22 protein-coding genes and 1 pseudogene are annotated in these 23,152 nt (G+C 68.1%); 19 read left to right on the forward strand and 4 right to left on the reverse strand.

Features of this window, described 5'->3' with window-relative positions; all coding sequences use genetic code 11:
* Positions 1 to 4: 4 nt before the first annotated feature.
* Both lpdA and ACQ859_RS09840 read left to right on the forward strand, forming a co-directional pair.
* Positions 5 to 1,846 carry a dihydrolipoyl dehydrogenase gene (gene lpdA, locus ACQ859_RS09835; protein WP_431265615.1) on the forward strand — a complete coding sequence of 614 codons (1,842 nt, stop codon included), beginning with the start codon at positions 5 to 7 and terminating at the stop codon, positions 1,844 to 1,846.
* A gap of 17 nt (positions 1,847 to 1,863) precedes the next feature.
* Entirely contained in the window at positions 1,864 to 2,748 is an 885-nt protein-coding gene (locus ACQ859_RS09840) for a delta(1)-pyrroline-2-carboxylate reductase family protein (RefSeq protein ID WP_431265616.1), read from the forward strand.
* 119 nt (positions 2,749 to 2,867) lie between these two features.
* Here the strand turns inward: ACQ859_RS09840 and ACQ859_RS09845 are convergent, their stop codons facing one another.
* Positions 2,868 to 3,734 carry an HDOD domain-containing protein gene (locus ACQ859_RS09845; protein ID WP_431265617.1) on the reverse strand — a complete coding sequence of 289 codons (867 nt, stop codon included), beginning with the start codon at positions 3,732 to 3,734 and terminating at the stop codon, positions 2,868 to 2,870.
* 219 nt (positions 3,735 to 3,953) lie between these two features.
* Here ACQ859_RS09845 and ACQ859_RS09850 point away from each other — a divergent pair, with 219 nt between their 5' ends.
* The 4 genes from ACQ859_RS09850 (at position 3,954) to ACQ859_RS09865 (ending at position 7,194) form a co-directional block, all read left to right on the forward strand.
* Positions 3,954 to 4,577, forward strand: coding sequence for a transglutaminase-like cysteine peptidase (locus ACQ859_RS09850; RefSeq protein ID WP_431261534.1), 624 nt, complete (start codon positions 3,954 to 3,956; stop codon positions 4,575 to 4,577).
* A gap of 22 nt (positions 4,578 to 4,599) precedes the next feature.
* Positions 4,600 to 6,528, forward strand: coding sequence for an EAL domain-containing protein (locus ACQ859_RS09855; RefSeq protein WP_431265618.1), 1,929 nt, complete (start codon positions 4,600 to 4,602; stop codon positions 6,526 to 6,528).
* 109 nt (positions 6,529 to 6,637) lie between these two features.
* Positions 6,638 to 6,907, forward strand: a complete 270-nt coding sequence (locus tag ACQ859_RS09860; RefSeq protein WP_431265619.1) for a hypothetical protein — start codon at positions 6,638 to 6,640, stop codon at positions 6,905 to 6,907.
* A complete protein-coding gene (locus ACQ859_RS09865; RefSeq protein ID WP_431265620.1) occupies positions 6,904 to 7,194 on the forward strand; it encodes a type II toxin-antitoxin system RelE/ParE family toxin in 291 nt (96 codons plus the stop codon). The genes ACQ859_RS09860 and ACQ859_RS09865 overlap by 4 nt, the downstream gene beginning before the upstream one ends.
* On the opposite strand, the gene ACQ859_RS09870 is transcribed toward ACQ859_RS09865, so the two are convergent.
* Complete coding sequence (locus ACQ859_RS09870) at positions 7,195 to 7,743, reverse strand: NUDIX hydrolase (protein ID WP_431265621.1); 549 nt, start codon at positions 7,741 to 7,743, stop codon at positions 7,195 to 7,197.
* 52 nt (positions 7,744 to 7,795) lie between these two features.
* Between ACQ859_RS09870 and maiA the strand changes: the two genes are divergently transcribed.
* The gene (gene maiA / locus ACQ859_RS09875) at positions 7,796 to 8,434 is read left to right on the forward strand and encodes a maleylacetoacetate isomerase (RefSeq protein WP_431266506.1); all 639 of its coding nucleotides are present in this window, start codon (positions 7,796 to 7,798) and stop codon (positions 8,432 to 8,434) included.
* Positions 8,424 to 9,224 carry a peptidoglycan editing factor PgeF gene (gene pgeF, locus ACQ859_RS09880; RefSeq protein WP_431265622.1) on the forward strand — a complete coding sequence of 267 codons (801 nt, stop codon included), beginning with the start codon at positions 8,424 to 8,426 and terminating at the stop codon, positions 9,222 to 9,224. The genes maiA and pgeF overlap by 11 nt, the downstream gene beginning before the upstream one ends.
* Here pgeF and ACQ859_RS09885 read toward each other — a convergent pair.
* The gene (locus ACQ859_RS09885; RefSeq protein ID WP_431265623.1) at positions 9,144 to 9,524 is read right to left on the reverse strand and encodes a hypothetical protein; all 381 of its coding nucleotides are present in this window, start codon (positions 9,522 to 9,524) and stop codon (positions 9,144 to 9,146) included. The genes pgeF and ACQ859_RS09885 overlap by 81 nt on opposite strands.
* Positions 9,525 to 9,682: 158 nt before the next feature.
* Between ACQ859_RS09885 and phaC the strand changes: the two genes are divergently transcribed.
* The 3 genes and pseudogenes from phaC to phbB all read left to right on the forward strand — a co-directional run bounded on the left by phaC (position 9,683) and on the right by phbB (position 13,619).
* On the forward strand, positions 9,683 to 11,455 hold the full coding sequence (phaC, locus tag ACQ859_RS09890) for a class I poly(R)-hydroxyalkanoic acid synthase (RefSeq protein ID WP_431265624.1): 1,773 nt from the start codon (positions 9,683 to 9,685) through the stop codon (positions 11,453 to 11,455).
* A gap of 112 nt (positions 11,456 to 11,567) precedes the next feature.
* A complete protein-coding gene (locus ACQ859_RS09895; RefSeq protein ID WP_431265625.1) occupies positions 11,568 to 12,755 on the forward strand; it encodes an acetyl-CoA C-acetyltransferase in 1,188 nt (395 codons plus the stop codon).
* Between the two features lie 127 nt (positions 12,756 to 12,882).
* Positions 12,883 to 13,619: pseudogene (gene phbB, locus ACQ859_RS09900) on the forward strand (acetoacetyl-CoA reductase).
* A gap of 129 nt (positions 13,620 to 13,748) precedes the next feature.
* On the opposite strand, the gene ACQ859_RS09905 reads toward phbB, so the two are convergent.
* On the reverse strand, positions 13,749 to 14,555 hold the full coding sequence (locus ACQ859_RS09905; protein ID WP_431258722.1) for an IclR family transcriptional regulator domain-containing protein: 807 nt from the start codon (positions 14,553 to 14,555) through the stop codon (positions 13,749 to 13,751).
* An 83-nt stretch (positions 14,556 to 14,638) separates the two neighbouring features.
* Here ACQ859_RS09905 and ACQ859_RS09910 point away from each other — a divergent pair, with 83 nt between their 5' ends.
* The 8 genes from ACQ859_RS09910 to ACQ859_RS09945 all read left to right on the forward strand — a co-directional run bounded on the left by ACQ859_RS09910 (position 14,639) and on the right by ACQ859_RS09945 (position 23,146).
* Complete coding sequence (locus ACQ859_RS09910; protein ID WP_088409026.1) at positions 14,639 to 15,451, forward strand: TIGR00266 family protein; 813 nt, start codon at positions 14,639 to 14,641, stop codon at positions 15,449 to 15,451.
* 339 nt (positions 15,452 to 15,790) lie between these two features.
* Positions 15,791 to 16,804, forward strand: coding sequence for a YncE family protein (locus tag ACQ859_RS09915; RefSeq protein WP_431265626.1), 1,014 nt, complete (start codon positions 15,791 to 15,793; stop codon positions 16,802 to 16,804).
* A 116-nt stretch (positions 16,805 to 16,920) separates the two neighbouring features.
* Positions 16,921 to 17,802 carry a polysaccharide deacetylase family protein gene (locus tag ACQ859_RS09920; protein ID WP_431266507.1) on the forward strand — a complete coding sequence of 294 codons (882 nt, stop codon included), beginning with the start codon at positions 16,921 to 16,923 and terminating at the stop codon, positions 17,800 to 17,802.
* A gap of 31 nt (positions 17,803 to 17,833) precedes the next feature.
* Entirely contained in the window at positions 17,834 to 18,886 is a 1,053-nt protein-coding gene (locus ACQ859_RS09925; RefSeq protein ID WP_431266508.1) for a sterol desaturase family protein, read from the forward strand.
* Complete coding sequence (locus ACQ859_RS09930) at positions 18,886 to 19,854, forward strand: EI24 domain-containing protein (protein ID WP_431265627.1); 969 nt, start codon at positions 18,886 to 18,888, stop codon at positions 19,852 to 19,854. Before ACQ859_RS09925 ends, ACQ859_RS09930 begins: the two co-directional genes overlap by 1 nt.
* Before the next feature lie 61 nt (positions 19,855 to 19,915).
* Positions 19,916 to 20,710: a competence/damage-inducible protein A gene (locus ACQ859_RS09935; protein WP_431265628.1), complete on the forward strand. Its 795-nt coding sequence runs from the start codon at positions 19,916 to 19,918 to the stop codon at positions 20,708 to 20,710.
* Between the two features lie 241 nt (positions 20,711 to 20,951).
* Positions 20,952 to 22,370 carry a type I glutamate--ammonia ligase gene (gene glnA, locus ACQ859_RS09940; RefSeq protein ID WP_067269029.1) on the forward strand — a complete coding sequence of 473 codons (1,419 nt, stop codon included), beginning with the start codon at positions 20,952 to 20,954 and terminating at the stop codon, positions 22,368 to 22,370.
* A 227-nt stretch (positions 22,371 to 22,597) separates the two neighbouring features.
* Positions 22,598 to 23,146 (forward strand): hypothetical protein, encoded by a 549-nt coding sequence (locus ACQ859_RS09945; RefSeq protein ID WP_431265629.1) that lies wholly within the window; start codon positions 22,598 to 22,600, stop codon positions 23,144 to 23,146.
* The last annotated feature ends 6 nt before the right edge of the window (positions 23,147 to 23,152 follow it).

Consider the following 23,152-nt stretch of genomic DNA (forward strand, 5'->3'; position numbering starts at 1 on the left):
GGACATGGCACAAGTTGAAGTCAAGGTTCCCGACATCGGGGACTTCAAGGACGTCGCGATCATCGAGGTCCTGGTCAAGGTCGGCGACACGATCAAGCAGGAACAGAGCCTGGTGACCGTCGAATCCGACAAGGCCTCGATGGAGATCCCGTCCTCCGCCGCCGGCGTGGTCAAGGAACTCAAGGTCAAGCTGGGCGACAAGCTCAACCAGGGCGACCTGCTGGTCGTGCTGGAGAGCGACGCGGCTGGCGCACCGGCGCCCGCCGCTGCTGCACCGGCTCCGGCCGCGGCGGCGCCTGCGCCAGCGCCTGTTCCGGCTGCATCGGCTCCCGCGCCAGCCGCGGCTCCCGCCGCGCCGGCCCCGCAAGCCGCGACCTACACCGGCCCCGCTGAAGGCGAGTACGACGTGATCGTGCTCGGCAGCGGCCCCGGCGGCTATTCGGCCGCGTTCCGCGCGGCGGACCTGGGCCTGAAGGTCGCGATCGTCGAACGCTACGCCACGCTGGGCGGCGTCTGCCTGAACGTCGGCTGCATCCCGTCCAAGGCGCTGCTGCACGTCGCGGCGGTGATGGACGAGGTCAAGCACTTCGCCGACCTGGGCGTCGAGTTCGCCGAACCCAAGGTCGAACTGCCCAAGCTGGCCGCGCACAAGTCCAAGGTCGTCGGCAAGCTCACGGGCGGCCTGACGATGATGGCCAAGATGCGCAAGGTCACCGTCGTGCGCGGCTACGGCACGCTGCTGGACGCCAACCACCTGTCGGTCGAGGAGACCGCCGGCGAGGCCCAGGAGCGCACCGGCAAGACCCAGACGCTGAAGTTCCGCAAGATCATCATCGCCGCGGGTTCGCAGGCGGTGCGCCTGCCCTTCATGCCGAACGACCCGCGCGTCATCGACTCGACCGGCGCGCTGGAGCTGACCACCCAGCCCAAGCGCATGCTGATCGTCGGCGGCGGCATCATCGGCCTGGAAATGGGCACGGTGTACTCGACGCTGGGCGCTCGCCTGGATGTCGTGGAAATGCTGCCCACGCTGATGACCGGCGCGGATCGCGACCTGGTCAAGGTCTGGCAGAAGATGAACGCGCCGCGCTTCGACAACATCATGTTGAACACGAAGACGGTCGCCGCCGAAGCGACACCCGAAGGCATCAAGGTCACCTTCGAAGGCGAGGGCGCCCCGAAGGAACCGCAGGTCTACGACCTGGTGCTTCAGGCCGTGGGCCGTTCGCCCAATGGCAAGAAGATCGGCGCCGACAAGGCCGGCGTGGTCGTGAGCGATCGCGGCTTCATCCCGGTCGACGTGCAGATGCGCACCAACGTGCCCAACATCTTCGCCATCGGCGACATCGTCGGCCAGCCGATGCTGGCGCACAAGGCGGTGCATGAGGGCCACGTGGCCGCGGAAGTCATCGCCGGCGAACTGCTCGGCGACGAGTCGCTGGCCAAGTCGCGCTTCGACGCGCGCGTGATCCCGAGCGTCGCCTACACCGATCCGGAAGTGGCCTGGGTCGGCGTGACCGAGGACGAAGCCAAGGCGCGCGGCCTCAAGATCAAGAAGGGGCTGTTCCCGTGGACGGCGTCGGGGCGCGCGATCGCCAACGGCCGCGACGAGGGCTTCACCAAGTTGATCTTCGACGAGGAGACCCACCGCATCATCGGCGGCGGCATCGTCGGCACGCATGCGGGCGACATGATCGGCGAGATCGCGCTGGCGATCGAGATGGGCGCGGACGCGGTCGACATCGGCAAGACGATCCACCCGCACCCGACGCTGGGCGAATCGATCGGCATGGCCGCGGAAGTCGCGCACGGCTCGTGCACCGACCTGCCGCCGCCGCGCAAGTAAGCGGAGACCACGCGCGCATGCTCGTGCTCGACGCCGCCGCGACGGCGCGCGCGTTGCCCTGGTCCCTCCTGATGGAGGAGATCGCGCTCGTCTGCCGCGAGCACCGCGACGGCCGGCTCACCTGCCCGCCGCGGCAGGTGCTGCCGCTGCGGCAGGACGGCGTGCTGCTGGTGATGCCCTGCCTGAGCGACACGCTGTCGATCACCAAGCTCGTCAGCGTGCATCCGCTCAACGCGGCGCTGGGCCTGCCGACGATCTCGGGCGAGGTGGTCGTGCTGGACAGCCGCACCGGCACACGCCTGGCGGTGCTGGACGGTCCCGCGTTGACGGCGCGCCGCACGGCCGCCGTCAGCATGCTGGCGCTGCAGCACCTCCTCCGCAAGGCGCCGCGCCGCGTGTTGGTGGTCGGTGGCGGCGTGCAGGCGCGCGCCCACGTGGAGGCGCTCCAGGCGCTGCATCCGCAGGCGACGATCCATGTGCAAGGTCATCAGACGGTGCCAGGTTTTGTCGAGGAGCTCGGTGTCGAGCCGCTCCCGGCCGAATCCCAGACGCGCCACGCCTGGGACGTCATCGTGTGCGCGACCACCAGTCGCGTGCCGGTGCTGCGTCCTGGCGTCGGTGAAGGCGCGGTGGTGATCGGTGTCGGCGCGTTCCGCGACGACATGGTCGAGCTCCCGCAGGAACTGGTCCGCGGCGCGCAGATCTGGGTCGACGACCCCATCGGCGCGCAAGCCGAGGCCGGCGACCTGATGGCGGCCGGGCGTTTCGAGCCGCAGGACGCGATCGACGATCTCGTGCTCGGTCAACGTCCCGTCGACGACGGCCGCACGCGGCTCTTCAAGAGCGTCGGTTGCGCGCGGTGGGACCTGGCTGCTGCCCGTGTGGCCGTACGCGCGACCTGACCAACGCACGCCACCTCGACGCCCACCACGAGCTGGAGGCTTGCGGGGCCAGGGGGCCGGCCCGATTTGTGGAACATGTGACACGTATGAGGGCCAGCCCCTGGCCCCGCCAGCCGAACTCAGGCCTCGTCCAGCAACGGACGCAACGCGTCGTCCCACTGCTCGAGCTCGTCTTCGGACAGGTGCAGCCAGGCCAGCGCCGCGTCGCGGTTGGCGGCCCAGTCGGCGTCCTCGTCCAGCCCTTCATGCTGACGCATCAGATGCTCGGCGATCAGGCCGGCGGCGATCAGCGAGCGGATCTCCGGTTCGATGCTCTCGTCCTTCAACGCCTCGAAGTCGTGATGCAGCCGGATGGCCGTCATCAGCTCCGGCGCCAGGTGCCAGACCTTGATCACCAGCGCGCCGACGACGGCGTGGTCGGTGCGGTGGTTGGCGTTCTCCGTCGCGATGAAGGGGCGGTCGATCCGCGCGCCGGCTTCCACCATCGTCGCGCCGTAGCCGCGCACGCTCTGCAGCAGCACCGGCATGCCGACGTGACAGAACAGGCCATAGCTCTGCGCCAGGTCGACCCGCATGCCGGGCAACTGGCCGGCGATGAACCCCATCGCGACCGATCGCTTGGTCGACCGCTGCCAGAAGCGCAGCAGGTGCGGGCTGTTGACCGGGATCGCATGACGGACCAGGAAGGCCTGCATCAGCGCGACACTCTCGTCCAGGCCCAGGCGGTACATCGCCTGGCCGACGGTGGTGCAAGGCACGTGGCCTGCCACCAGATGCAACGGACTGTTGGCCACGCGCAGCAGCGTCGCGGACATCGCCACGTCGGCGGCGGCGACGCGGCCGACTTCGTTGAGGTCGGGCTGAGGCAGTGCCATCGCCGCGCGCAGGCGCTGCAGCAGCTCGGGGCAGGGCGGAATCTGGATCTGGCGCAGCGGGCCGTTGGCGCGCGCCTGATCGAGTTCCAGACGGATGGCTTGGGTCTTCATGTGAGCGCCGGATTATCCCGGTGCGCTCCGACCCGGCGCGTGAAGGGGTGCGGCAAATTGCCGCTTGTCCGAAGGTGCGTCCCCGGGGGCGCATCGCCTGGCGCACTTCGCCCTCGGAAGCGGGCTGGGGCAGATACATTGCAGCGCATGTCACGTTTCGTCACTCGTACAGCGCCACGCGCAGGCCGGACAATCCGGCCGGCGCAACGGGCGTTGGCGGTGCTGGTCTGCGTGGCGGGCCTGTGGTCCGCGCTGGCCTGGGGCTGGGACAAGGACAGGCTGACCGAGTCGGCGGCGAAGCTCTCGCCGAAGACGCAGGCCGCGGTGAAGGCCATGATCCAGATGGCGGACCGCGCCGCGGCGATGCCCGAGGAGCGCGACCGGCTGACAACGGTCAACAGCTTCTTCAACCAGCGCATCGCGTTCAAGGACGACATCGAGGTGTGGGGCCAGATCGACTACTGGGCCACGCCGCTCGAGCTGCTGGACAAGGGCGCGGGCGACTGCGAGGACTACGCGATCGCCAAGTACATGAGCCTGCTCAGTGCCGGCGTGCCGCAGGCCAAGCTGAGGATGGTGTACGTGCGGGCGCAGTTCCAGGGCCGGCCGCAGGCGCACATGGTCCTGGCCTACTATGCGCAGCCGGAGGCGGAGCCCTTGATTCTGGACAATATCAACCCGGAGATCCGGCCCGCGTCGCTGCGACCCGACCTGACCCCGGTGTTCAGTTTCAACGGCGAGGGTTTGTGGAGCGGCGTCGGCGGCACGACGGCGGGCAACCCGCTGGTGCGGCTGTCGCTGTGGCGCGACCTGCTGGCGAAGGCGAAGTCGGAGGGCTTCTGATGGGCGACGGAGAATTCAAGACATGTCCCTGATAAGACAAATCTGGTGGCTGGTCCTGGGCGCGGTGCTGGCCTCGGCATTGGGCGGCGTCGCGGTGAGCACCTGGTCGCTGCGGGAGCTGCTGCAGACCCAGGCGCAACTGAAGAACGCCGACAACGCGAACGCGCTGGCGCTGGCGCTGTCCCAGCAGAAAGGCGACTCGGAGCTGATGTCGCTGCTGATCTCGGCGCAGTTCGACGCCGGCGCCTATGAAAGCGTGCGCTGGCGCGACGGCAGCGGCGCGCAGGTCTTCGAGCGCCATCTGGAAACGCCGCAGGTCTCCCATGCGCCGGGATGGTTCGTCGCACTGCTCCCGCTGGACGTGGCGCCGGGCGTGGCCAAGGTGTCGGACGGCTGGAAGGCGGCCGGCGAGATCGAGCTGCGGGGCCAGACCGGCTACGTGCACGAGGCGCTGTGGCGCGCGACGGTCAGCACGGCGCTGTGGCTGCTCGCGGTGGGCCTGGCGACGGGCGTGGCGGCGGCGGCGGTGCTGTCCCGGCTGCGGCGGCCGCTGGATACCGCCGTGCGGCAGGCCGAGGGCGTCTCGCAAGGGCGCTTCGAGACCGTGCTGGAGCCGCGCGTCCCCGAGATGCGCAAGCTGACGAGCGCGATGAACACGATGGTGCTGCGCACGCGGCAGATGTTCGAGGCCCAGGCCGAGCAATTGCGCACCTTGCATCACCAGCTGCTGTGCGATGAGCTCACCGGGCTGTCGCACCGGCGGCAGTTCGTGGCGGAGCTGAACTCGGCGCTGGAACGCGACGACGGCCCGCTGCGCGCGGGGCTGGTGCTGTTGCGGCTGAGGGATCTGCCGGGCCTGAACCAGCGTCTTGGTCACGGGGCGACGGATCAGGCGCTGACGGCGATCGCGCAGGCGCTGCGCGTCTATCCCGAGCAGGTGCGCGGCTGTCTCGCGGGACGGCTGAACGGCTCGGACTTCGCGCTGTGGCTGCCGGCGCCGAACGTGGTTGGCGACACCGCGCAGGCGCTGGCCGATGCGTTGCGGGCCGGCCTGCAGAACCTCGGGTCGAATGTCGGCGTCGCGCTGGGCGCGGTCGAGTTGATGCGCGACCAGCCGATGAGCGCCTGGTTCGCCGCAGCCGATGCGGCGCTGGCGAAGGCGGAGCAGGGCGACGGCGTCGTGCTGGAGCTGCGCGAGGCGCCGCCCTCGGACGAGGTCGCACAGGGCGAGCGCGCCTGGCGCGCGCTGATCTCGGACGCGCTGGCGCATCAACGCAGCCGGCTGCTGGAGTTCCCGCTGATCGGCCGCGAGCGTCAGGTCTTGCATCTGGAGTGCCCGTTGCAGCTGAAGCTGAACCCGGTCGGCGAGTTCGAGCCGGCGGCGCGCTGGCTGCCGCTGGCGCTGCGCCACCGGCTGAGTGCCGAGGCGGACCTGCAGGCGCTGGCGCTGGCGCTGCAGGCCACGCAGCGCGACAGCCGCATGCGTTGCGTCAACGTGGCGCCGGCGTCGCTGAACGACGGCAGCTTCATCGCCCGTGCCCGCGAACTGGTGCAGGCAACGCCGGCGGCGGTGCGTCGGCAGATCGGGCTGGAGCTGGCCGAGCCGGCGGCGGTGCAACACTTCGAGGCGCTGCAGGAACTCGGCCGCCAGCTGCGTCCGTTGGGCGTGCAGCTCGGCCTTGAACACGCCGGTGCCGGACTGGCTCAAATCGACCGTCTTTTCCAGGCCGGACTGGACTACGTGAAGCTCGACAGCTCGGTGGTCAGCGGGGTGTCGGCGGACGTGGGCCGGGCGGCGTTCGTGCGCAGCCTGGTGGTGATGCTGCGCAGCCTCTCCCTGAAGGTCTATGCGGAAGGCGTCACCGATGCGCTCGATGCCCAGGCGCTGTGGGATTGCGAACTCGACGGCATCACCGGCCCGTGGGCGTCGGCACAGGAAATCAAGCCCTGACTCATCGAAGTCGGTGAATCGCTTGACCTCCGTCAAGCACTCTTGCAAAGCGTTTTGAAGTTCTGAGAATCCTCGCCTTTCCCCTTGGTGTTTGATGGAAAGGTACCCGATGAAGCGCGCGCCAGATCCCCTGACCACAGGCCTCGAAACTTCTGCGTCGGTGTCGTCGGCGCAGGTTCGATGCCCAGCCTTTCCCGACTTTCGTTTGCCTGCCGCCGATGTGTCGGCGCTCACGCCCTACGAGCAGGAACTGCGCGAAGCCATCGGCGAGGCTTACGACGACATTCGCGAGGGTCGCGTGCTGACCGAGGCGCAGATGGATGATGTCTTCGACGAACTGATTGAAGACGCTCGTCAGCGTGTGGGAGGCGGCCAGTGATCACACATTGGAGCGAACGCGCCGGTGACGACGTACGGCGGATCTATGGATACATTGCGGCACGCAATCCGTCGGCGGCGTTGGAGATGGTCAAGCGGTTCAAGAGGGATGCCCGACTGCTCTGTAACCATCCTCAAATCGCCCGGGAAGGGGTCCTGAGGGGGACGCGTGAGTGGGTCACTCATCCGAACTACGTGATGATCTACCGCGTCGAAGATGAAGACGTCTACATGCTGCGTCTGTGGCACGCCGCACGCGACGAGCCACACCAACACGATCTGCAATGACTAGTCGATATCCGCCGTATGCAACGGATACCCGTTGCCGCTGCGGCGGTCTTCGAAGAAGCGCTGCAGCGCTTCGCGGATCGTGTGGAAGGCGATCTCGTCCCACGGCACTTCGTGTTCGTGGAACAGCTGGGCTTCCAGGGTTTCCGGACCCGGATCGAATTCCGGGCTGAGCAGCTTCGCGCGGTAGAAGGTGTGCACCTGCCCGACGCGGACCACGTTCATCACGCAGTACAGGTTCTGCAGCTCGATCTGGGCGCCGGCCTCCTCGACCGTCTCGCGCGCCGCGCCTTCGGCGAGTGTCTCGCCGAGTTCCATGAAGCCCGCCGGCAGTGTCCACTTGCCCAGCCGCGGCTCGATCGCGCGCCTGCACAGCAGCACCTGTTCGCCCCACACCGGCAAGGTGCCTACGACGTTCAGCGGATTCTCGTAATGGATCGCGCCGCACGCGGTGCAGGTCGCGCGCTCCCGGTTGTCATCGGCCGGGATGCGGTATTCGATCTGGCCGCCGCAGGTGGGGCAATGCTGGAAGCGCCGCGCTTGGAACATGGGCCGCAGTGTAGCGGCCTCCATCGCGGACCCCGTGGCATCATCGCCGGCCATGGAGCTCTACAACTACTTCCGTTCGTCCGCCTCGTACCGCGTCCGCATCGCGATGGCGCTCAAGGGCCTGGACTTCGATTACAAGCCGGTCCACCTCGCGAAGAACGAGCAGTTCAACGAGTCCTACGCCGCGGTGTCCGCGTCGCGACTGGTCCCGTTGTTGAAGGACGGCGACGCGCTCGTCACGCAGTCGATGGCGATCATCGAATACCTCGACGAGACGCACCCCGAGCCGCCGCTGCTGCCGGGCGACGCGCTCAGCCGCGCCTACATCCGCGCACTGTCGCAGGACATCGCCTGCGAGATCCATCCACTGAACAACCTGCGCGTGCTCCGCTATCTGGTGAAGGACCTCGGCGTCGGCGACGACAACAAGACCCGCTGGATCCACCACTGGGTCGAGAGCGGCCTGGCGGTCGTCGAGCACCGCCTGAAGGCCGAGGGACGATCGGGCCGCTTCTGCTTCGGCGACACGCCGACGATGGCCGATTGCGTGCTGGTGCCGCAGATCTTCAACGCGCAGCGCTTCGACAGCCGCCTCGATCACGTGCCGACGGTCATGAAGATCTTCGAGCAGTGCATGGCACTCGACGCCTTCAGCAAGACGCAGCCGAGCGCCTGTCCCGATGCTGAATGAGGACTGGCTGCGACCCGCGTGGGCCGCGTCGCACGTCGACGCCTTCATGACCACGCGCGCCGGCGGCGTCAGCGGAGGCCCGCAGGCGCCGGACGAGCAGCGCGGATTGGCGAGCCTCAACCTGGGGCGCTCGGTCGGGGATGATCCAACGAACGTGGTCGAGAACCGCCGGCGTGTCGCCGCCGCGATCGGCGGCTCTCCGGTTTTCCTGAAGCAGGTGCATGGGACGACCGTGCTGCGCCTGCGCGCCGAACACGCGCTGCCCGACGCCGATCCTGAACCGGCGGATGCGTCGATCAGCACCGATCCCACGCTCGCCTGCGCGGTGATGGTGGCGGACTGCCTGCCGGTGCTGTTCGCCGGACCGGGCGTGGTGGGCGCCGCACATGCGGGCTGGCGAGGGCTCGCGGGCGGCGTGCTCGAGAACACCGCCGCGGCGATGTGCGAGGCCGCGGGTTGCGAGCCTGGCGAGATCAGCGCCTGGATGGGCGCGTGCATCGGACCGGCGCAGTTTGAAGTCGGTGCCGATGTGCTCGCCGCCTTCGGCGCCGAGCCGCTTTATCAGGATCAACCGATGTTCCGCTTCCAACGGAACGAACAGGGCGAGGCGCGTTGGCGAGCCGATCTCTACGGCCTCGCGCGGCGCCGACTCGAAGCGCTCGGTATCGGTGCCGTCAGCGGCGGTGGATGGTGCACGCTCAGCGAGCCGTCACGATTCTTTTCGTTCCGCCACGAGCGCGTCGACGGGCTGCGCAGCGGACGCATGGCTGCCGTCATCCGACTGCGCTGACGCATCCGTCGACGGTGCGGCCGCCTGCGTCGCACGCGATGGGGATGTCGATGTCGGCATCGACGCAACAGCGCCTTCAGCGCCTTCAGCGTCGTCATGCGGCCTGTCGGACGCCTCGGCCTTCCGGCGTGCGGCGCGCCGCCTCGGCGTGCCCATCAGGTACATCACGATCGATAGCGGTACCACGCCGTAGAACACGAAGGTGATCAATGCGCCGAGCACCGAGCCCTGCGAACTGAAGGCCTCGACGATCGCCATCATCAGCACCACATACATCCACGCGATGGCCACCAGATACATCAACGATTTCCTCGGGTCTTCGCGACAGCAGCGTCACGCGGGGGTAAGCTGATCGAGCTACAAAGCGCCTGAGCATATGCGAAGCCTCCCCGTCGATCCGCATCTTCCGCGTGGTCGGCTGTGGCAAGCTTCTTGCACAGGTCGGCCAGAGGAGACACATGAGCGCGAACAACGCCGCCGCCGGATTCACCGGCCCATCGGTCCACGGTTTCGAACACTGGGCTCAGCAGGCCCAACAGGCGGCCAGCGGCCTGTCGCACGGGTTCGGCGACGCCTTCAAGCAATTGCAGGCGATGCAGATCCCGCCCGACGCGTGGTCGCAACTGCAGTCGGAATACATCAGCCAGGCCAGTGCGCTGTGGAACGCCGCGCTCGGTGATTCCCAGGCCGCCGCGCAGGGCGCGACGACGCCCGCTGCCGCTGCCGCGGCCAAGACGGCGCCGTTGAAGGACCGCCGCTTCGCCGACGCATCGTGGAACGAGAACCGGCTCGCCCATTTCACCGCGCAGCTCTATCTGCTGAATGCGAAGACGCTGCAGCGGATGGCGGATCAGGTGCAGGCCGACGACAAGACCCGCGCCCGCGTCCGCTTCGCGGTGCAGCAGTTCGTCGATGCGGCCTCGCCGAGCAACTACCTCGCGTTGAATCCCGAAGCCCAGCAGCGCGCGCTGAACACGCAAGGCGAGAGCCTCACCCGGGGCCTGCAGCTGCTGATGGCCGACGTGCAGCGCGGCCATGTGTCGCAGACCGACGAGTCCGCCTTCGAGGTCGGCCGCAACGTCGCGACCACCGAGGGCCATGTCGTCTTCGAGAACGAGTTCTTCCAGCTGCTCGAGTACAAGCCGCTCACCGCGAAGGTGCATGCACGGCCGCTGCTGATGGTGCCGCCCTGCATCAACAAGTACTACATCCTCGACCTGCAGCCGGAGAACTCGCTGATCCGCTACGCCGTGGCGCAGGGCCACCGCACCTTCGTGGTGAGCTGGCGCAATCCCGATGCCGATTGCGTGCGCTGGACCTGGGACGACTACATCGGCCAGGCCGCGATCAAGGCCATCGAGGTCACGCGCGAGATCGCCGGCACCGACACGATCAACACGCTGGGCTTCTGCGTCGGCGGCACGATCCTCGCGACCGCGCTGGCGGTGCTGGCCGCACGCGGCGAGCAGCCGGCCGAGAGCGTCACCCTGCTGACCACCTTGATCGACTTCAGCAGCAACGGCATCCTGGACCTGTTCATCGACGAGCAGGCCGTGCAACTGCGCGAGATGACGCTGGGCGACCAGGCCGTGGGCGGCCCGGGCCTCCTCAAGGGCCAGGAGCTCGCGACCACCTTCAGCTTCCTGCGTCCCAACGACCTGGTCTGGAACTACGTCGTCGGCAACTACCTGAAGGGCGACGCGCCGCCGGCCTTCGACCTGTTGTACTGGAACGGCGACGCGACCAACCTGCCGGGCCCGATGTACTGCTGGTACCTGCGCCACACCTACCTGCAGAACGAGCTGCGCATCCCGGGCCAGCTGACGGTCTGCGGCGAGAAGGTCGACCTCGGCGCGATCCAGGCCCCGGTCTACATCTACGGCTCGCGCGAGGACCACATCGTCCCGTGGGACGCGGCCTACCGCAGCACGCAGGTGTTCAAGGGCAAGAAGCGTTTCGTGCTCGGCGCGTCCGGGCACATCGCCGGCGTCATCAATCCGCCGGAAAAGAAGAAGCGCAGCCACTGGCTGGGGAAGGGCGCGGCGCTGCCGGCCGACCACCAGCAATGGCTGCAGTCCGCCACCGAGCATCCCGGCAGCTGGTGGACCGACTGGTCGCAGTGGCTGGCCGGCCACGCGGGTCCGCAGAAGGCGGCGCCGCGCAAGCCGGGAGGCCGCGGTCACGAGGCCATCGAACCGGCGCCAGGCCGCTATGTGAAGCAGCGCGCGTGAAACCCACTCCCGCGCAGTGAGAACCGAACCGGTTCAGAGTTGATCCCGCAAGTTCATCCGGCATTCACCCGCTGACGTCCGACGTTCAGCAGTTTCGAAAGAGGAGCGAGTCATGAGTTCACCGCAAGACATCGTCATCGTCGCCGCGGCGCGCACGCCGATCGGCAAGTTCGGAGGGACGCTGTCCAAGACCCCCGCCAGCGAGCTGGGCGCGATCGTCATCCAGGAACTGCTGCGCAGAAGCGGCCTGCAGCCCGACCAGATCAACGAGGTCATCCTCGGCCAGGTGCTGACCGCGGGCGTCGGCCAGAATCCCGCGCGCCAGGCCGTCATCAAGGCGGGCCTGCCGGTGACCGTGCCGGCGATGACGATCAACAAGGTCTGCGGCTCCGGCCTGAAGGCCGTGATGCTGGCTGCGCAGGCGATCCGCGACGGCGATTCGGACATCATCATCGCCGGCGGCCAGGAGAGCATGAGCCTGGCCCCGCACGTGCTGCCGGGCTCGCGTGAAGGCCAGCGCATGGGCGACTGGAAGCTGGTCGACACCATGATCACCGACGGCCTGTGGGACGTGTACAACCAGTACCACATGGGCATCACCGCCGAGAACGTGGCCAAGGAGTACCACGTCAGCCGCGCCCAGCAGGATGAACTGGCGCTCGCCAGCCAGCAGAAGGCCGCCGCGGCGCAGGACGCGGGCCGCTTCACTGCCGAGATCGTGCCGGTCACGATCCCGCAGAAGAAGGGCGATCCGGTGGTGTTCTCCGCCGACGAGTTCATCAACCGCAAGTCCAATGCCGAGGCGCTGGCCGGCCTGAAGCCCGCCTTCGACAAGGCCGGTTCGGTGACCGCCGGCAACGCCTCGGGCCTGAACGACGGCGCCGCCGGCCTGGTGCTGATGACCGACGCCAAGGCGAAGGCGCTGGGCCTGACGCCGCTGGCGCGCCTGGCCTCGTACGCCAGCGCCGGCGTCGATCCCAAGACCATGGGCATGGGCCCGGTGCCGGCCTCGCGCAAGGCGCTGCAGCGCGCCGGCTGGCAGCCCAAGGACCTGGACCTGCTGGAAATCAACGAGGCCTTCGCCGCGCAGGCCTGCGCAGTCCATCAGGAGATGGGCTGGGACGTCAGCAAGGTCAACGTCAACGGCGGTGCGATCGCGCTGGGCCATCCGATCGGCGCGTCCGGCGCCCGCATCCTGGTCACGCTGCTGCACGAGATGATCAAGCGCGATGCCAAGAAGGGCATCGCCAGCCTGTGCATCGGCGGCGGCATGGGCGTCGCCCTGTGCGTCGAGCGCTGACCCCGTCACCGCATCCCCAGCGCATCCCCAGCGCATCTTCCATTCCCTTTCGCGTCTTTCCCGTTCCGATATTCCAGACACCCCGGCCGCGGACGCGGCGCTCCGTGGTGCCATACAGGAGGCAAGCATGAGTCAGAAAGTTGCATACGTCACCGGCGGAATGGGCGGCATCGGCACCGCCATCTGCCAGCGCCTCCACAAGGAAGGCTTCAAGGTCATCGCCGGCTGCGGCCCGAGCCGCGACCACGCCAAGTGGCTGGGTGAACAGTCGGCGCTCGGCTACACCTTCCATGCGTCGGTCGGCAACGTGGCCGACTGGGACTCGACCGTCGCGGCGTTCGACCGCGCGATCGCGGAGCACGGCCCGATCGAGGTCCTGGTCAACAACGCCGGCGTGACCAAGGACCGGATGTTCCTGAAGATGACCCGCGACGAGTGGGACACCGTCATCGACACCAACCTCAACAGCATGTTCAACGTCACCAAGCAGGTGGTGCCGGGCATGATCGACAAGGGCTGGGGCCGCATCATCAACATCTCGTCGGTGAACGGCGAGAAGGGCCAGGTCGGGCAGACCAACTACTCGGCCGCCAAGGCCGGCATGCACGGCTTCACGATGGCGCTGGCGCAGGAGCTGGCGGCCAAGGGCGTCACGGTGAACACCGTCAGCCCGGGCTACATCGGCACCGACATGGTCAAGGCCGTGCGGCCCGACGTGCTCGAGAAGATCGTGGCGGGCATCCCGGTGAAGCGCCTCGGCGAGCCCGAGGAGATCGCGTCCATCGTCGGCTGGCTGGCGGGGAGACCTCCGGCTTCACCACCGGCGCGGACTTCAGCTGCAACGGCGGGCTGCACATGGGGTAGTGAGTCGGACCGAGATCAGCCCGGTGGGCTGATCGACGCCGACGAACGGCTGTCGGACTGCAGGTCCGAAGGCCGGGCGCTGGCAAAGAAGGGCTGCTTCCGCAGCCCTTCTTCATCGAGGTCTCCTCCTCAATCCTTCTTCATCAGCACCAGCAGCTGCGACAGGTTCTGCGCCGCGGCCTGGAGCTTGGGCAGCGCCTGCTCGAGCAGCTGCTGCGGCGGCGTCCGCGACGCATGCGTGCTGACGTTCATCGCCGCCACGACGCGGCCGTCGCGGCCGGTGATCGGCACGGCGACGCTCAGCACGCCGTCCTCGAGCTCCTGGTCCACCAGGCACCAGTGCTGGCGCCGCGCCTGCTCGATCGCGGCGCGCAGTTCCTCGTGGGAGCGCACGGTGTTGCTCGCGCGTCGCGCCAGCTGCACCCGCGCGACCCGGGTCTCCCGCTCCTCGACCGTCAGCGAGGCGAGCAGCACGCGACCGGTGGCCGTGGCCCACGCCGGCAGGCGGCTGCCGACGCCCATCGGGTCGGACAGGATCTTGCGCAGCGGCGCGCGCAGCACGAAGACCGCGTCATCGTCGTCGAGCACCGCGATGGAGACGGACTCCCGCAGGTCGTTGGCCAGCTGGATCGCGACCGGCTCGGCGAAGCGCCACAGCGGTTGCGAGGACAGGTAGGCGAAGCCGAGATCGAGGATCTTCGGGGTCAGCTCGAACAGCCGCCCCTCCGATCTCACGTATCCCAGCGTCTGCAGCGTCAGCAGGATGCGACGCGCCCCGGCGCGCGTCAGGCCGCAGCGCTTGGCGACTTCCGTCAGCGTCTGCCGGGCATGGTGGGTGTCGAAGGTCCGGATCACCGACAGGCCGCGTGCGAAGGACTGCACGTAGCTGTCGCCAGGCTTCAAGGGGGTGTTGGTTTCGCTTTCGTCAGGAGACATGGGCGTCATGACCGCAGTAGAGGAAGGCCGCGAAACGTTAATATCGCGCGCGTTTCCAAGTGATAAGACAGAAGGTGAAGACCATGGCCATGGATGTTGTCGACTACGAAATCAAGGGTGCCGAGATGCAGTTCGTCGAGGTCGAACTCGACCCCGGCGAAGCGGCGATCGGTGAAGCCGGCAGCATGATGTTCATGGATGCCGGTATCGGCATGGACACGGTGTTCGGCGACGGGTCCGCCAACCAGGGCGGTTTCTTCGGGAAGTTGCTGGGCGCCGGCAAGCGGCTGGTGACCGGGGAATCGCTGTTCACCACGGTCTACACGAACCAGAGTCATGGCAAGTTGCGGGTCGCTTTCGCGGCGCCGTACCCGGGCAAGATCCTGCCGATGGATCTGGGCAAGCTCGGCGGCACGCTGATCTGCCAGAAGGACGCGTTCCTGTGCGCGGCCCGCGGCGTGTCGCTGGGGATCGCGCTCCAGCAGCGGCTGTCGACAGGCTTCTTCGGTGGCGAAGGGTTCATCATGCAGAAGCTCGATGGTGATGGGCTGGCCTTCGTGCATGCCGGAGGTACCGTGGTTCGACGGACGCTCCAGCCGGGTCAGACGCTGCTGGTGGATACCGGCTGCGTCGTCGCCTACACGCCCAGCGTGAGTTTTGAGATCCAGTACGTAGGCAAGATCAAGACCGCCCTGTTCGGCGGCGAAGGTCTGTTCCTGGCGAAGATGACCGGCCCCGGCGAAGTCTGGCTGCAGAGCCTGCCGTTCTCGCGCCTGGCCTCGCGCGTCTTCGCCGCGGCCCCGCAGCGCGGGGGCTCCCGGGAGGAGGGCGGCCTGTTGACCGGCCTCGCCGGCGGCGGTTTGCTGGGCGGATTGCTGGGCGGCGACGACGAGTGAGGCGCCCCAAGGCGTCCTGAAGGCGTTTCAAAAAGTTCGCCATGCGCAGACTTGCCGCAACCCTGGCGGCAAGTCTGGTGCAACTGAATGCAACGGCGCCTCGGCGGCGAGCCGTCGGCCGACAGTGCGCCGACTTTGCGCCGACCTCGCGCCGACCTCGCGTGAAGGCGGCGCCTCGAAACGCTCAAGAACGGCTCAGGCACCGGGCCCGTCTGGCGCCCAAGCCCGCATCAACAGGGGCTCCGCGGTCCTGTTCCGCCCGGACCCTAGGGTGAACCCGCCTACACTTGAGGGCTGCGTGGCGCTGGGCGCGCCGTGCATCTCCTGTTGAGGATCTCCATGCTGTCTTCCCTCGTGCGGCCCGTGCGGGCCGCCCTGGTCGTCACCGCCCTGGGCGCGCTGACCGCGGCCCCGGCCGCCTTCGCGTCCGTCGGCAGTCCCATCTTCGTGCTGAACTCGCTGGACGCCGACATCAGCGTGATCGACCCGAAGGACTTCCGCGAGCTCAAGCGCATCCCGACCGGCAAGGAACCGCATCACCTCTACCTGACGCCCGACCGCAAGACGATGGTCGTGGCCAACGCGCTGGGCGATTCGCTGACCTTCCTCGACCCGGTGACGGCCGAGGTGCAGCGCACCGTGCGCGGCATTCCCGATCCTTACCACCTGCGCTTCTCGCCTGACATGAAGTGGCTGGTGCTGGCCGGCAACCGGCTGGACCACGTCGACATCTACAAATGGCAGCCGCAGAACGCGGCGCAGCCGATGGCGCTGTTCAAGCGCTTCTCCGCGCCGAAGACGCCCAGCCACCTGTCCATCGACAGCAAGAGCAGCGTCGTCTACGCGAGCCTGCAGGACAGCAGCGAGCTGCTGTCCATCGACCTGAACACGATGGCCCCGCGCTGGAAGATCCCGGTCGGGAAGCTGCCCGCCGACCTGTACCTGACGCCCGACGACAAGTACCTGCTGGTCGCGCTGACCGGCGAGCGCAGCGTCGAGGTCTACGACGTCAGCGCCGCGCAGCCCAAGCTGGTGAAGCGCATCGAGACCGGCGACGGCGCGCACTCGTTCCGCGCGCTCGGCGACCGGAAGCATGTGCTGGTGAGCAACCGCGCGGCCAACACGATCAGCAAGATCGCGCTGGCGGACTTCAGCGTCGTCGAGACGTTCAAGGCGCCCGGAGGTCCGGACGACATGGAGATCCTGACGGACGGCCGCACGCTGATGTTCACCTCGCGCTGGGCCCGCAAGCTGACGGTGATGGACCTGCAGACCAAGCAGATCCTGCAGCAGGTCAAGGTCGGCAAGTCGCCGCATGGCGTCTGGACGCTGGACCAGATGCCGCGCCAGTGAGCGCGACCCGACCCAGGCTGCTGCCCGTGAAGACTTCGCCCATATTGCGCTCACTGCGCTCACTGCGCTCATTGCGCCGCCCTCTGCTGCGCGGCGCGCTGCGTCATGGCGCGGCGCTGCTCGTCGGCCTGACCGCGGTCGTGCAGGCGCAACCGCAAGGCGCATCGGCACCGGCCGCCGTGCCCTGCGACAAGCCCGTCTACCTGACCTTCGATACCGGCCACATGGGCGTGGCGCCGCTGATCGTCGACACGCTCAAGCGCTTCGACGCGAAGGCCACGTTCTTCCTGGCGCAGGAGCCCACGATGGACGGCGGCCAGACGCTCGACGACAAGTGGGCGCCGTGGTGGAAGCAGCTGGCCGAGCAGGGCCATGATTTCGGCTCGCACACCTGGTTCCACGACGCCTGGTCGGCGGACCTGCCCGACGGGAAATTCCGCTTCAAGCGCGCTGCGGGCGAGCAGGTGCCTCAGAACGTCGTGCTGACTTCGGCCGAGTACTGCGAGGAACTCAAGCGTCCCGCGAAGCGCTTCCTCGAGATGACGGGGCGGCCGATGTCGATGATCTTCCGCGCGCCGGCCGGGCGCACCTCGCCGGCGCTGCTGGCGGCGGCGCAGGCCTGCGGCTTCCGCCACGTGGGCTGGAACCCGTCGGGCTTCCTGGGCGACGAACTGCCGAGCGACAAGTTCCCCAACCAGGCGCTGCTCGAGCAGGCGCTGCGACGCGTCAAGCCGGGCGACATCCTGATGGCCCACCTCGGCATCTGGTCGAGGCAGGACCCGTGGGCGCCGACCGTGCTGGAGCCGCTGCTGCAAGGGTTGAAAAACCGGGGCCTGTGCTTCGCGCCGTTGCGCGATCATCCGGAGTACGTCGCGTGGATGCGCAAGCCGCAGGAGGCGGTCGCGTTGAAGGCGGCGACGACAATGACGGCGACACCGGCGGCGGCGTCCGGCGGCGGTGCCGGGGCGGCAGGCTCGAAGGACGCGCTGAGGCGCTGATGCATCGCTTTCCAGGAGGACCGACGGCGTGATGGACTGGTTCACCGATCTGTTCGGACAGGCGCAGCAGGCGCTGTTCGAAAGCGTCATTCAACCGATCGTGTTCAACCTCGGCTACGGCAACCTGCTCGAGGACGCGTTCGACGCGACCGGCTGGCTGCTGGTCGGCCTGATCCAGATCGTCGTGATGCTGGCGGTGATCGGCGCGCTGCAGCGCTGGCGCCCGGCCGAGGCCGTCACCGACCGCCACGCGATCCGCATCGACATCGTCTACACGCTGATCCAGCGGCTGGGGCTGTTCCGGCTGGTCATGTTCTTCTCGCTGGAGCCGCTGTTCGACGGCGCCGTCGGCGAGATGCGCATGCACGGCATCCCGACCTTCCAGCTCGACGCGCTGTGGCCCGGCGTCACCGACGTGGCCTGGGTCAGCTTCGTGCTCTACCTCGTCGCCTTCGACCTGCTGATGTACTGGCTGCATCGCGCGCAGCATTCGTGGAACTGGTGGTGGGCGCTGCACTCGCTGCACCACAGCCAGCGCCAGATGACGATGTGGAGCGACAGCCGCAACCACCTGCTCGACGACCTGATCATCGACAGCGCCGTCGCGATCACGGCGCGGCTGATCGGCGTGGGACCCGGACAGTTCGTCGCGCTGGTCGCGATCTCGCAGCTGCTGGAGAACCTGCAGCACGCGAACCTGCGGCTGACCTTCGGCCTGATCGGCGAGCGGCTGCTGGTGAGCCCGCGCTTCCACCGGCTGCACCATTCGATCGGCATCGGTCATGAGAACTTTGGCCGCGGCACCCTGGGCGGCCACAACTTCGCGGTGATGTTCCCGATCTGGGACGTGCTGTTCCGCACCGCCAACTTCGAGGACCGCTGGGACCCGACCGGCGTGCGCGACCAGCTCCCGGAAGAGGGCGGGCGCGACTACGGACGCGGCTTCTGGGCGCAGCAGTGGCTGGGGCTCAAGCGGCTCGCCGGACGTGACAAGATCGCGGCCGCGCCCGGTGGCGGATCGACCCCGTCCGGCGGCGCGTCCATGGACATCGCCGGCCGCGCGCCGGCCGGAGGGAACGACTGATGATCAAGCCGATGAGCCGCCTGGCGGACTCGTTCTGGCGCGCGGCCGCGTACTGCCTGCATCCGCGGGTGATCGGCCTGTCGCTGCTGCCGCTGGTCGTGTCGGCGGCGCTGGCGTTCGGCCTGGGCTACTTCTTCTGGGAAGGCGCGGTCGCCGGCGTGCGCGCGACGATGGAGTCGTGGAGCCTCATCGACGGCATGCTGAAGTGGCTGGACAGCCTGGGCGCCGCGTCCTTCCGCACCGTGCTCGCGCCCATCATCGTGCTGGCGATGGCCGTGCCGGCGCTGGTCGTGCTCAGCCTGCTGCTGGTCGCGCTGCTGATGACGCCGTCGATGGTGGACCTGGTCGCGCAGCGGCGCTTCGCCAGCCTGGAGCGCAAGCGCGGCGCGGGTTTCGTCGCCAGCCTGAGCTGGTCGCTGGGGCACACGGTCCTGTGCGTCGTGCTGCTGATCGCGTCGCTGCCGTTCTGGCTGATTCCGCCGCTGGCGCTGATCCTGCCGCCGCTGATCTGGGGCTGGCTGGGATACCGTGTCTTCACCTTCGACGTGCTGGCCGAACACGCGTCCGGTCCCGAGCGCCGGCGTCTCATCAGCGAGCACCGGATGCCGCTGCTCGTCCTCGGTCTGGCGACCGGGTACCTCGGCGCCGCCCCCGCCGCGATCTGGGCGCTGGGCGCGCTGACCATCGCCTTCGCACCGGTGCTGATCCTGGTCTCGGTCTGGCTGTACACGCTGGTCTTCGCCTTCAGCTCGCTGTGGTTCGCGCATTACGCGCTGGCCGCGCTGCAGGAGATGCGCCGCGCCGACACCGCTGCCGATCGCGCGCCCGATCCGGTGATGGACGCGCTGCCGGCCAACTACGCGACCGCGCCGCCGCGCATCGTCGAGGACGTCGAGGATGTCGACGACAGGCAAGACCCGGCCCCCGGTCCGGCACCGCGCATCGAGAACAAGCCCTCGCCGATCTGAGCCCGCGCCGACCGACGCGCGCGCACGGACGTCCGCTCCCACGTTTCCGCAGGAACCCCGCATGAACATCGGCCTCTTCATCATCGGCGACGAGATCCTGTCCGGGAAGCGCCAGGACAAGCACCTGTCCAAGGTGATCGAGCTGCTGGGCGCGCGCGGACTGTCGCTCGCGTGGGCCAAGTACCTCGGCGACGACCGCGAGCACCTGATCCGCGAGTACCGCGCCGCCTTCGACGGCGGCGACCTGTTCTTCAGCTGCGGCGGCATCGGCGCGACGCCGGACGACCACACGCGGCAGGCCGCGGCCGCCGCGCTGGGCCGGCCGCTCGAGCTGCACCCCGAGGCCGCGGACCTGATCTGGCAACGCGTCCAGCAGATGGCCGCCGAGCAGGGGACGACGCCCGAGCGCGACCACCCCGACACGCGGCGCCGCCTGGAGATGGGCGTGTTCCCGCAAGGGGCCGCGATCATCCCGAACCCGTACAACAAGATCCCCGGTTTCTCGGTCGGTCGCGCCTACTTCGTGCCCGGCTTCCCGGTCATGGCGCATCCGATGATCGAGTGGGTCCTGGACCACCTGCACGCCGACCTGCATCGCGAGGTCGGCACGCGCGAGCGCTCGCTGATCGTGCAGGGCGCGATGGAGGCGAGCCTCACGCCGCTGATGGAGCGCATCGAGTCCGACTTCCCCGGCATCAAGGTCTTCTCGCTGCCCAGCGTCGACCACCCCCAGTGGGGACGCCACATCGAACTGGGCGTCAAGGGCGATGCCGCCGCCATGGATGCCGCCTACGCCGCCCTGCGGGCGGGCGTTGTCCAGTTTGGTGCCTCCATCAGCACTGAATTGGTGCGATGATGCACCGGTTCGGACGTGTGCGAGGAGCGCGTCACGGGTGGTCCGATCGCGGTCCTCTCTGATCGGCCGCCTCCGCCCCCGTCTGGCGCGTTGGGCATCAAGGGCTTGCGCGTCATGCACCGCTCTGGCGCCTGCCTGTCACCGTGCCGCCATCTGTTGGCATGCAAACTGCTAAATCGTCCCCGCTGGGCCGATGCCCCACGACTCTTCCTTTCTTTCCAGCCCCCTCTAGGAGTGATTGATGGCCACCAAGACCGTCGCCGACGTGATGAACCTGGTCAAGGAGCACGAAGTCAAGTTCGTTGACTTCCGCTTCACCGACACGCGCGGCAAGGAGCAGCACGTGACCGTGCCCGTCTCCCATTTCGACGAAGACAAGTTCACCGAAGGCCATGCCTTCGACGGCTCCTCGATCGCCGGCTGGAAGGGCATCGAAGCGTCGGACATGCTGCTGATCCCGGATCCGAACACGGCCAACATCGACCCGTTCTACGAAGAGCCGACGCTGATCCTGAGCTGCGACGTCATCGACCCGACCGACGGCAAGGCCTATGAGCGCGACCCGCGCTCGCTGGCCCGTCGCGCCGAGGCCTACCTGAAGTCGTCCGGCCTGGGCGACACCGCCTACTTCGGTCCGGAACCCGAGTTCTTCATCTTCGACAGCGTGCGCTGGAACGTCGACATGTCCGGCTCGTTCGTCAAGATCGAATCGGAAGAGGCGGCCTGGAACACCGGCAAGGACTACGAGCACGGCAACAGCGGCTACCGTCCCACCGTCAAGGGCGGCTACTTCCCGGTGCCGCCGGTCGACAGCGGCCAGGACATGCGCTCGGAGATGTGCCTGATCCTGGAACAGATGGGCATCCCCGTCGAAGTCCACCACCACGAGGTCGCGAACGCCGGCCAGATGGAAATCGGCACCAAGTTCAGCTCGCTGGTCCAGCGCGCCGACTGGCTGCAGCTGCAGAAGTACATCATCCAGAACGTCGCGCACGCCTACGGCAAGACCGCCACGTTCATGCCGAAGCCCATCGTCGGCGACAACGGCTCGGGCATGCACGTGCACCAGTCGGTCTGGAAGGACGGCAAGAACCTGTTCGCCGGTGACGGCTACGCCGGCCTGAGCGACTTCGCGCTGTACTACATCGGCGGCATCATCAAGCACGCCCGCGCGCTGAACGCCATCACCAACCCGGGTACCAACTCGTACAAGCGTCTGGTCCCCGGCTTCGAAGCCCCGGTGAAGCTGGCCTACTCGGCCAAGAACCGCTCGGCCTCGATCCGCATCCCGTACGTGGCCAACCCCAAGGGCCGCCGCATCGAGGCGCGTTTCCCGGATCCCTCGGCCAACCCGTACCTGGCCTTCGCGGCCCTGCTGATGGCCGGTCTGGACGGCGTGGAAAACAAGATCCATCCGGGCGAAGCCGCCACGAAGGACCTGTACCACCTGCCGCCGGAAGAAGACGCGAAGATCCCGACCGTCTGCCACTCGCTGGACCAGGCGCTGGAGTACCTGGACAAGGACCGCGCGTTCCTGACCAAGGGCGGCGTGTTCACCGACAGCTTCATCGATGCCTACATCGAGCTGAAGATGCAGGAAGTCCAGCGCTTCCGCATGACCACCCACCCGGTCGAGTTCGACATGTACTACTCGCTGTGATCGTCCGCGCGGAGTGCGCCATGACCGCTTCGGCACGGCCCGCTCCGCACGCTCGTCACACCGCCCAGGGACGGCTCGCGCCGTCCCTTTTCTTTCCAGCCACGGGAGTCTCGTGTCTCAGCTTCCACATGCGTACACCTGGCAACAGCGCGTGGGCGTACGCTCACGCCCGGGGGTGACCGATTGCGTCACAATGTCCGACGACTCTGGTCAGTTAGAAGCAGGGAATGCAGATGACGCTGCAGCACAAGCGGGTGGGACGTTCGAGGATGGCCGTGATGCTGACCGCGCTGGCGGGCGCGGCAGGATGGGCCGCGGGGCAGGCTTCGGCGCAGGGCGTGGTGTATCGCTGCCCCGGACCGCCGGTGCTGTACACCGACGCGATGTCCGCCAAGGAAGCCGCCGACAAGGGCTGCCGCAGCATCGAGGGCACGCCGATCTCCGTGATCGCGCCGAGCAAGCCGCGCGCGCCGGCGACCACCGCGCCCAATCCGGGAGGTCAGAGTGCTGACCTCAAGGTGGATGGCAAGGACCAGCGCGTCCGCGACGACGACCGCCGCCGCATCCTCGAGCAGGAGCTGCGCGATGCGGAGAGCAAGCTCGCCAAGGCCCAGCAGGAATACAACGGCGGCCAGCCCGAGCGCCGTGGCGATGAGCGCAACTTCCAGAAGTACCAGGACCGCACGAACGAGCTCAAGGCCTCCGTCTCGCGCCAGGAGGCCGACGTCCAGGCCATCAAGCGCGAGCTCGCCAAGCTGCCGCCGCCCAACCTCTGATCGAGG

It is taken from the genome of Roseateles chitinivorans (assembly GCF_050632235.1).
Taxonomy (GTDB): Bacteria; Pseudomonadota; Gammaproteobacteria; order Burkholderiales; family Burkholderiaceae_C; genus Roseateles; species Roseateles chitinivorans_A.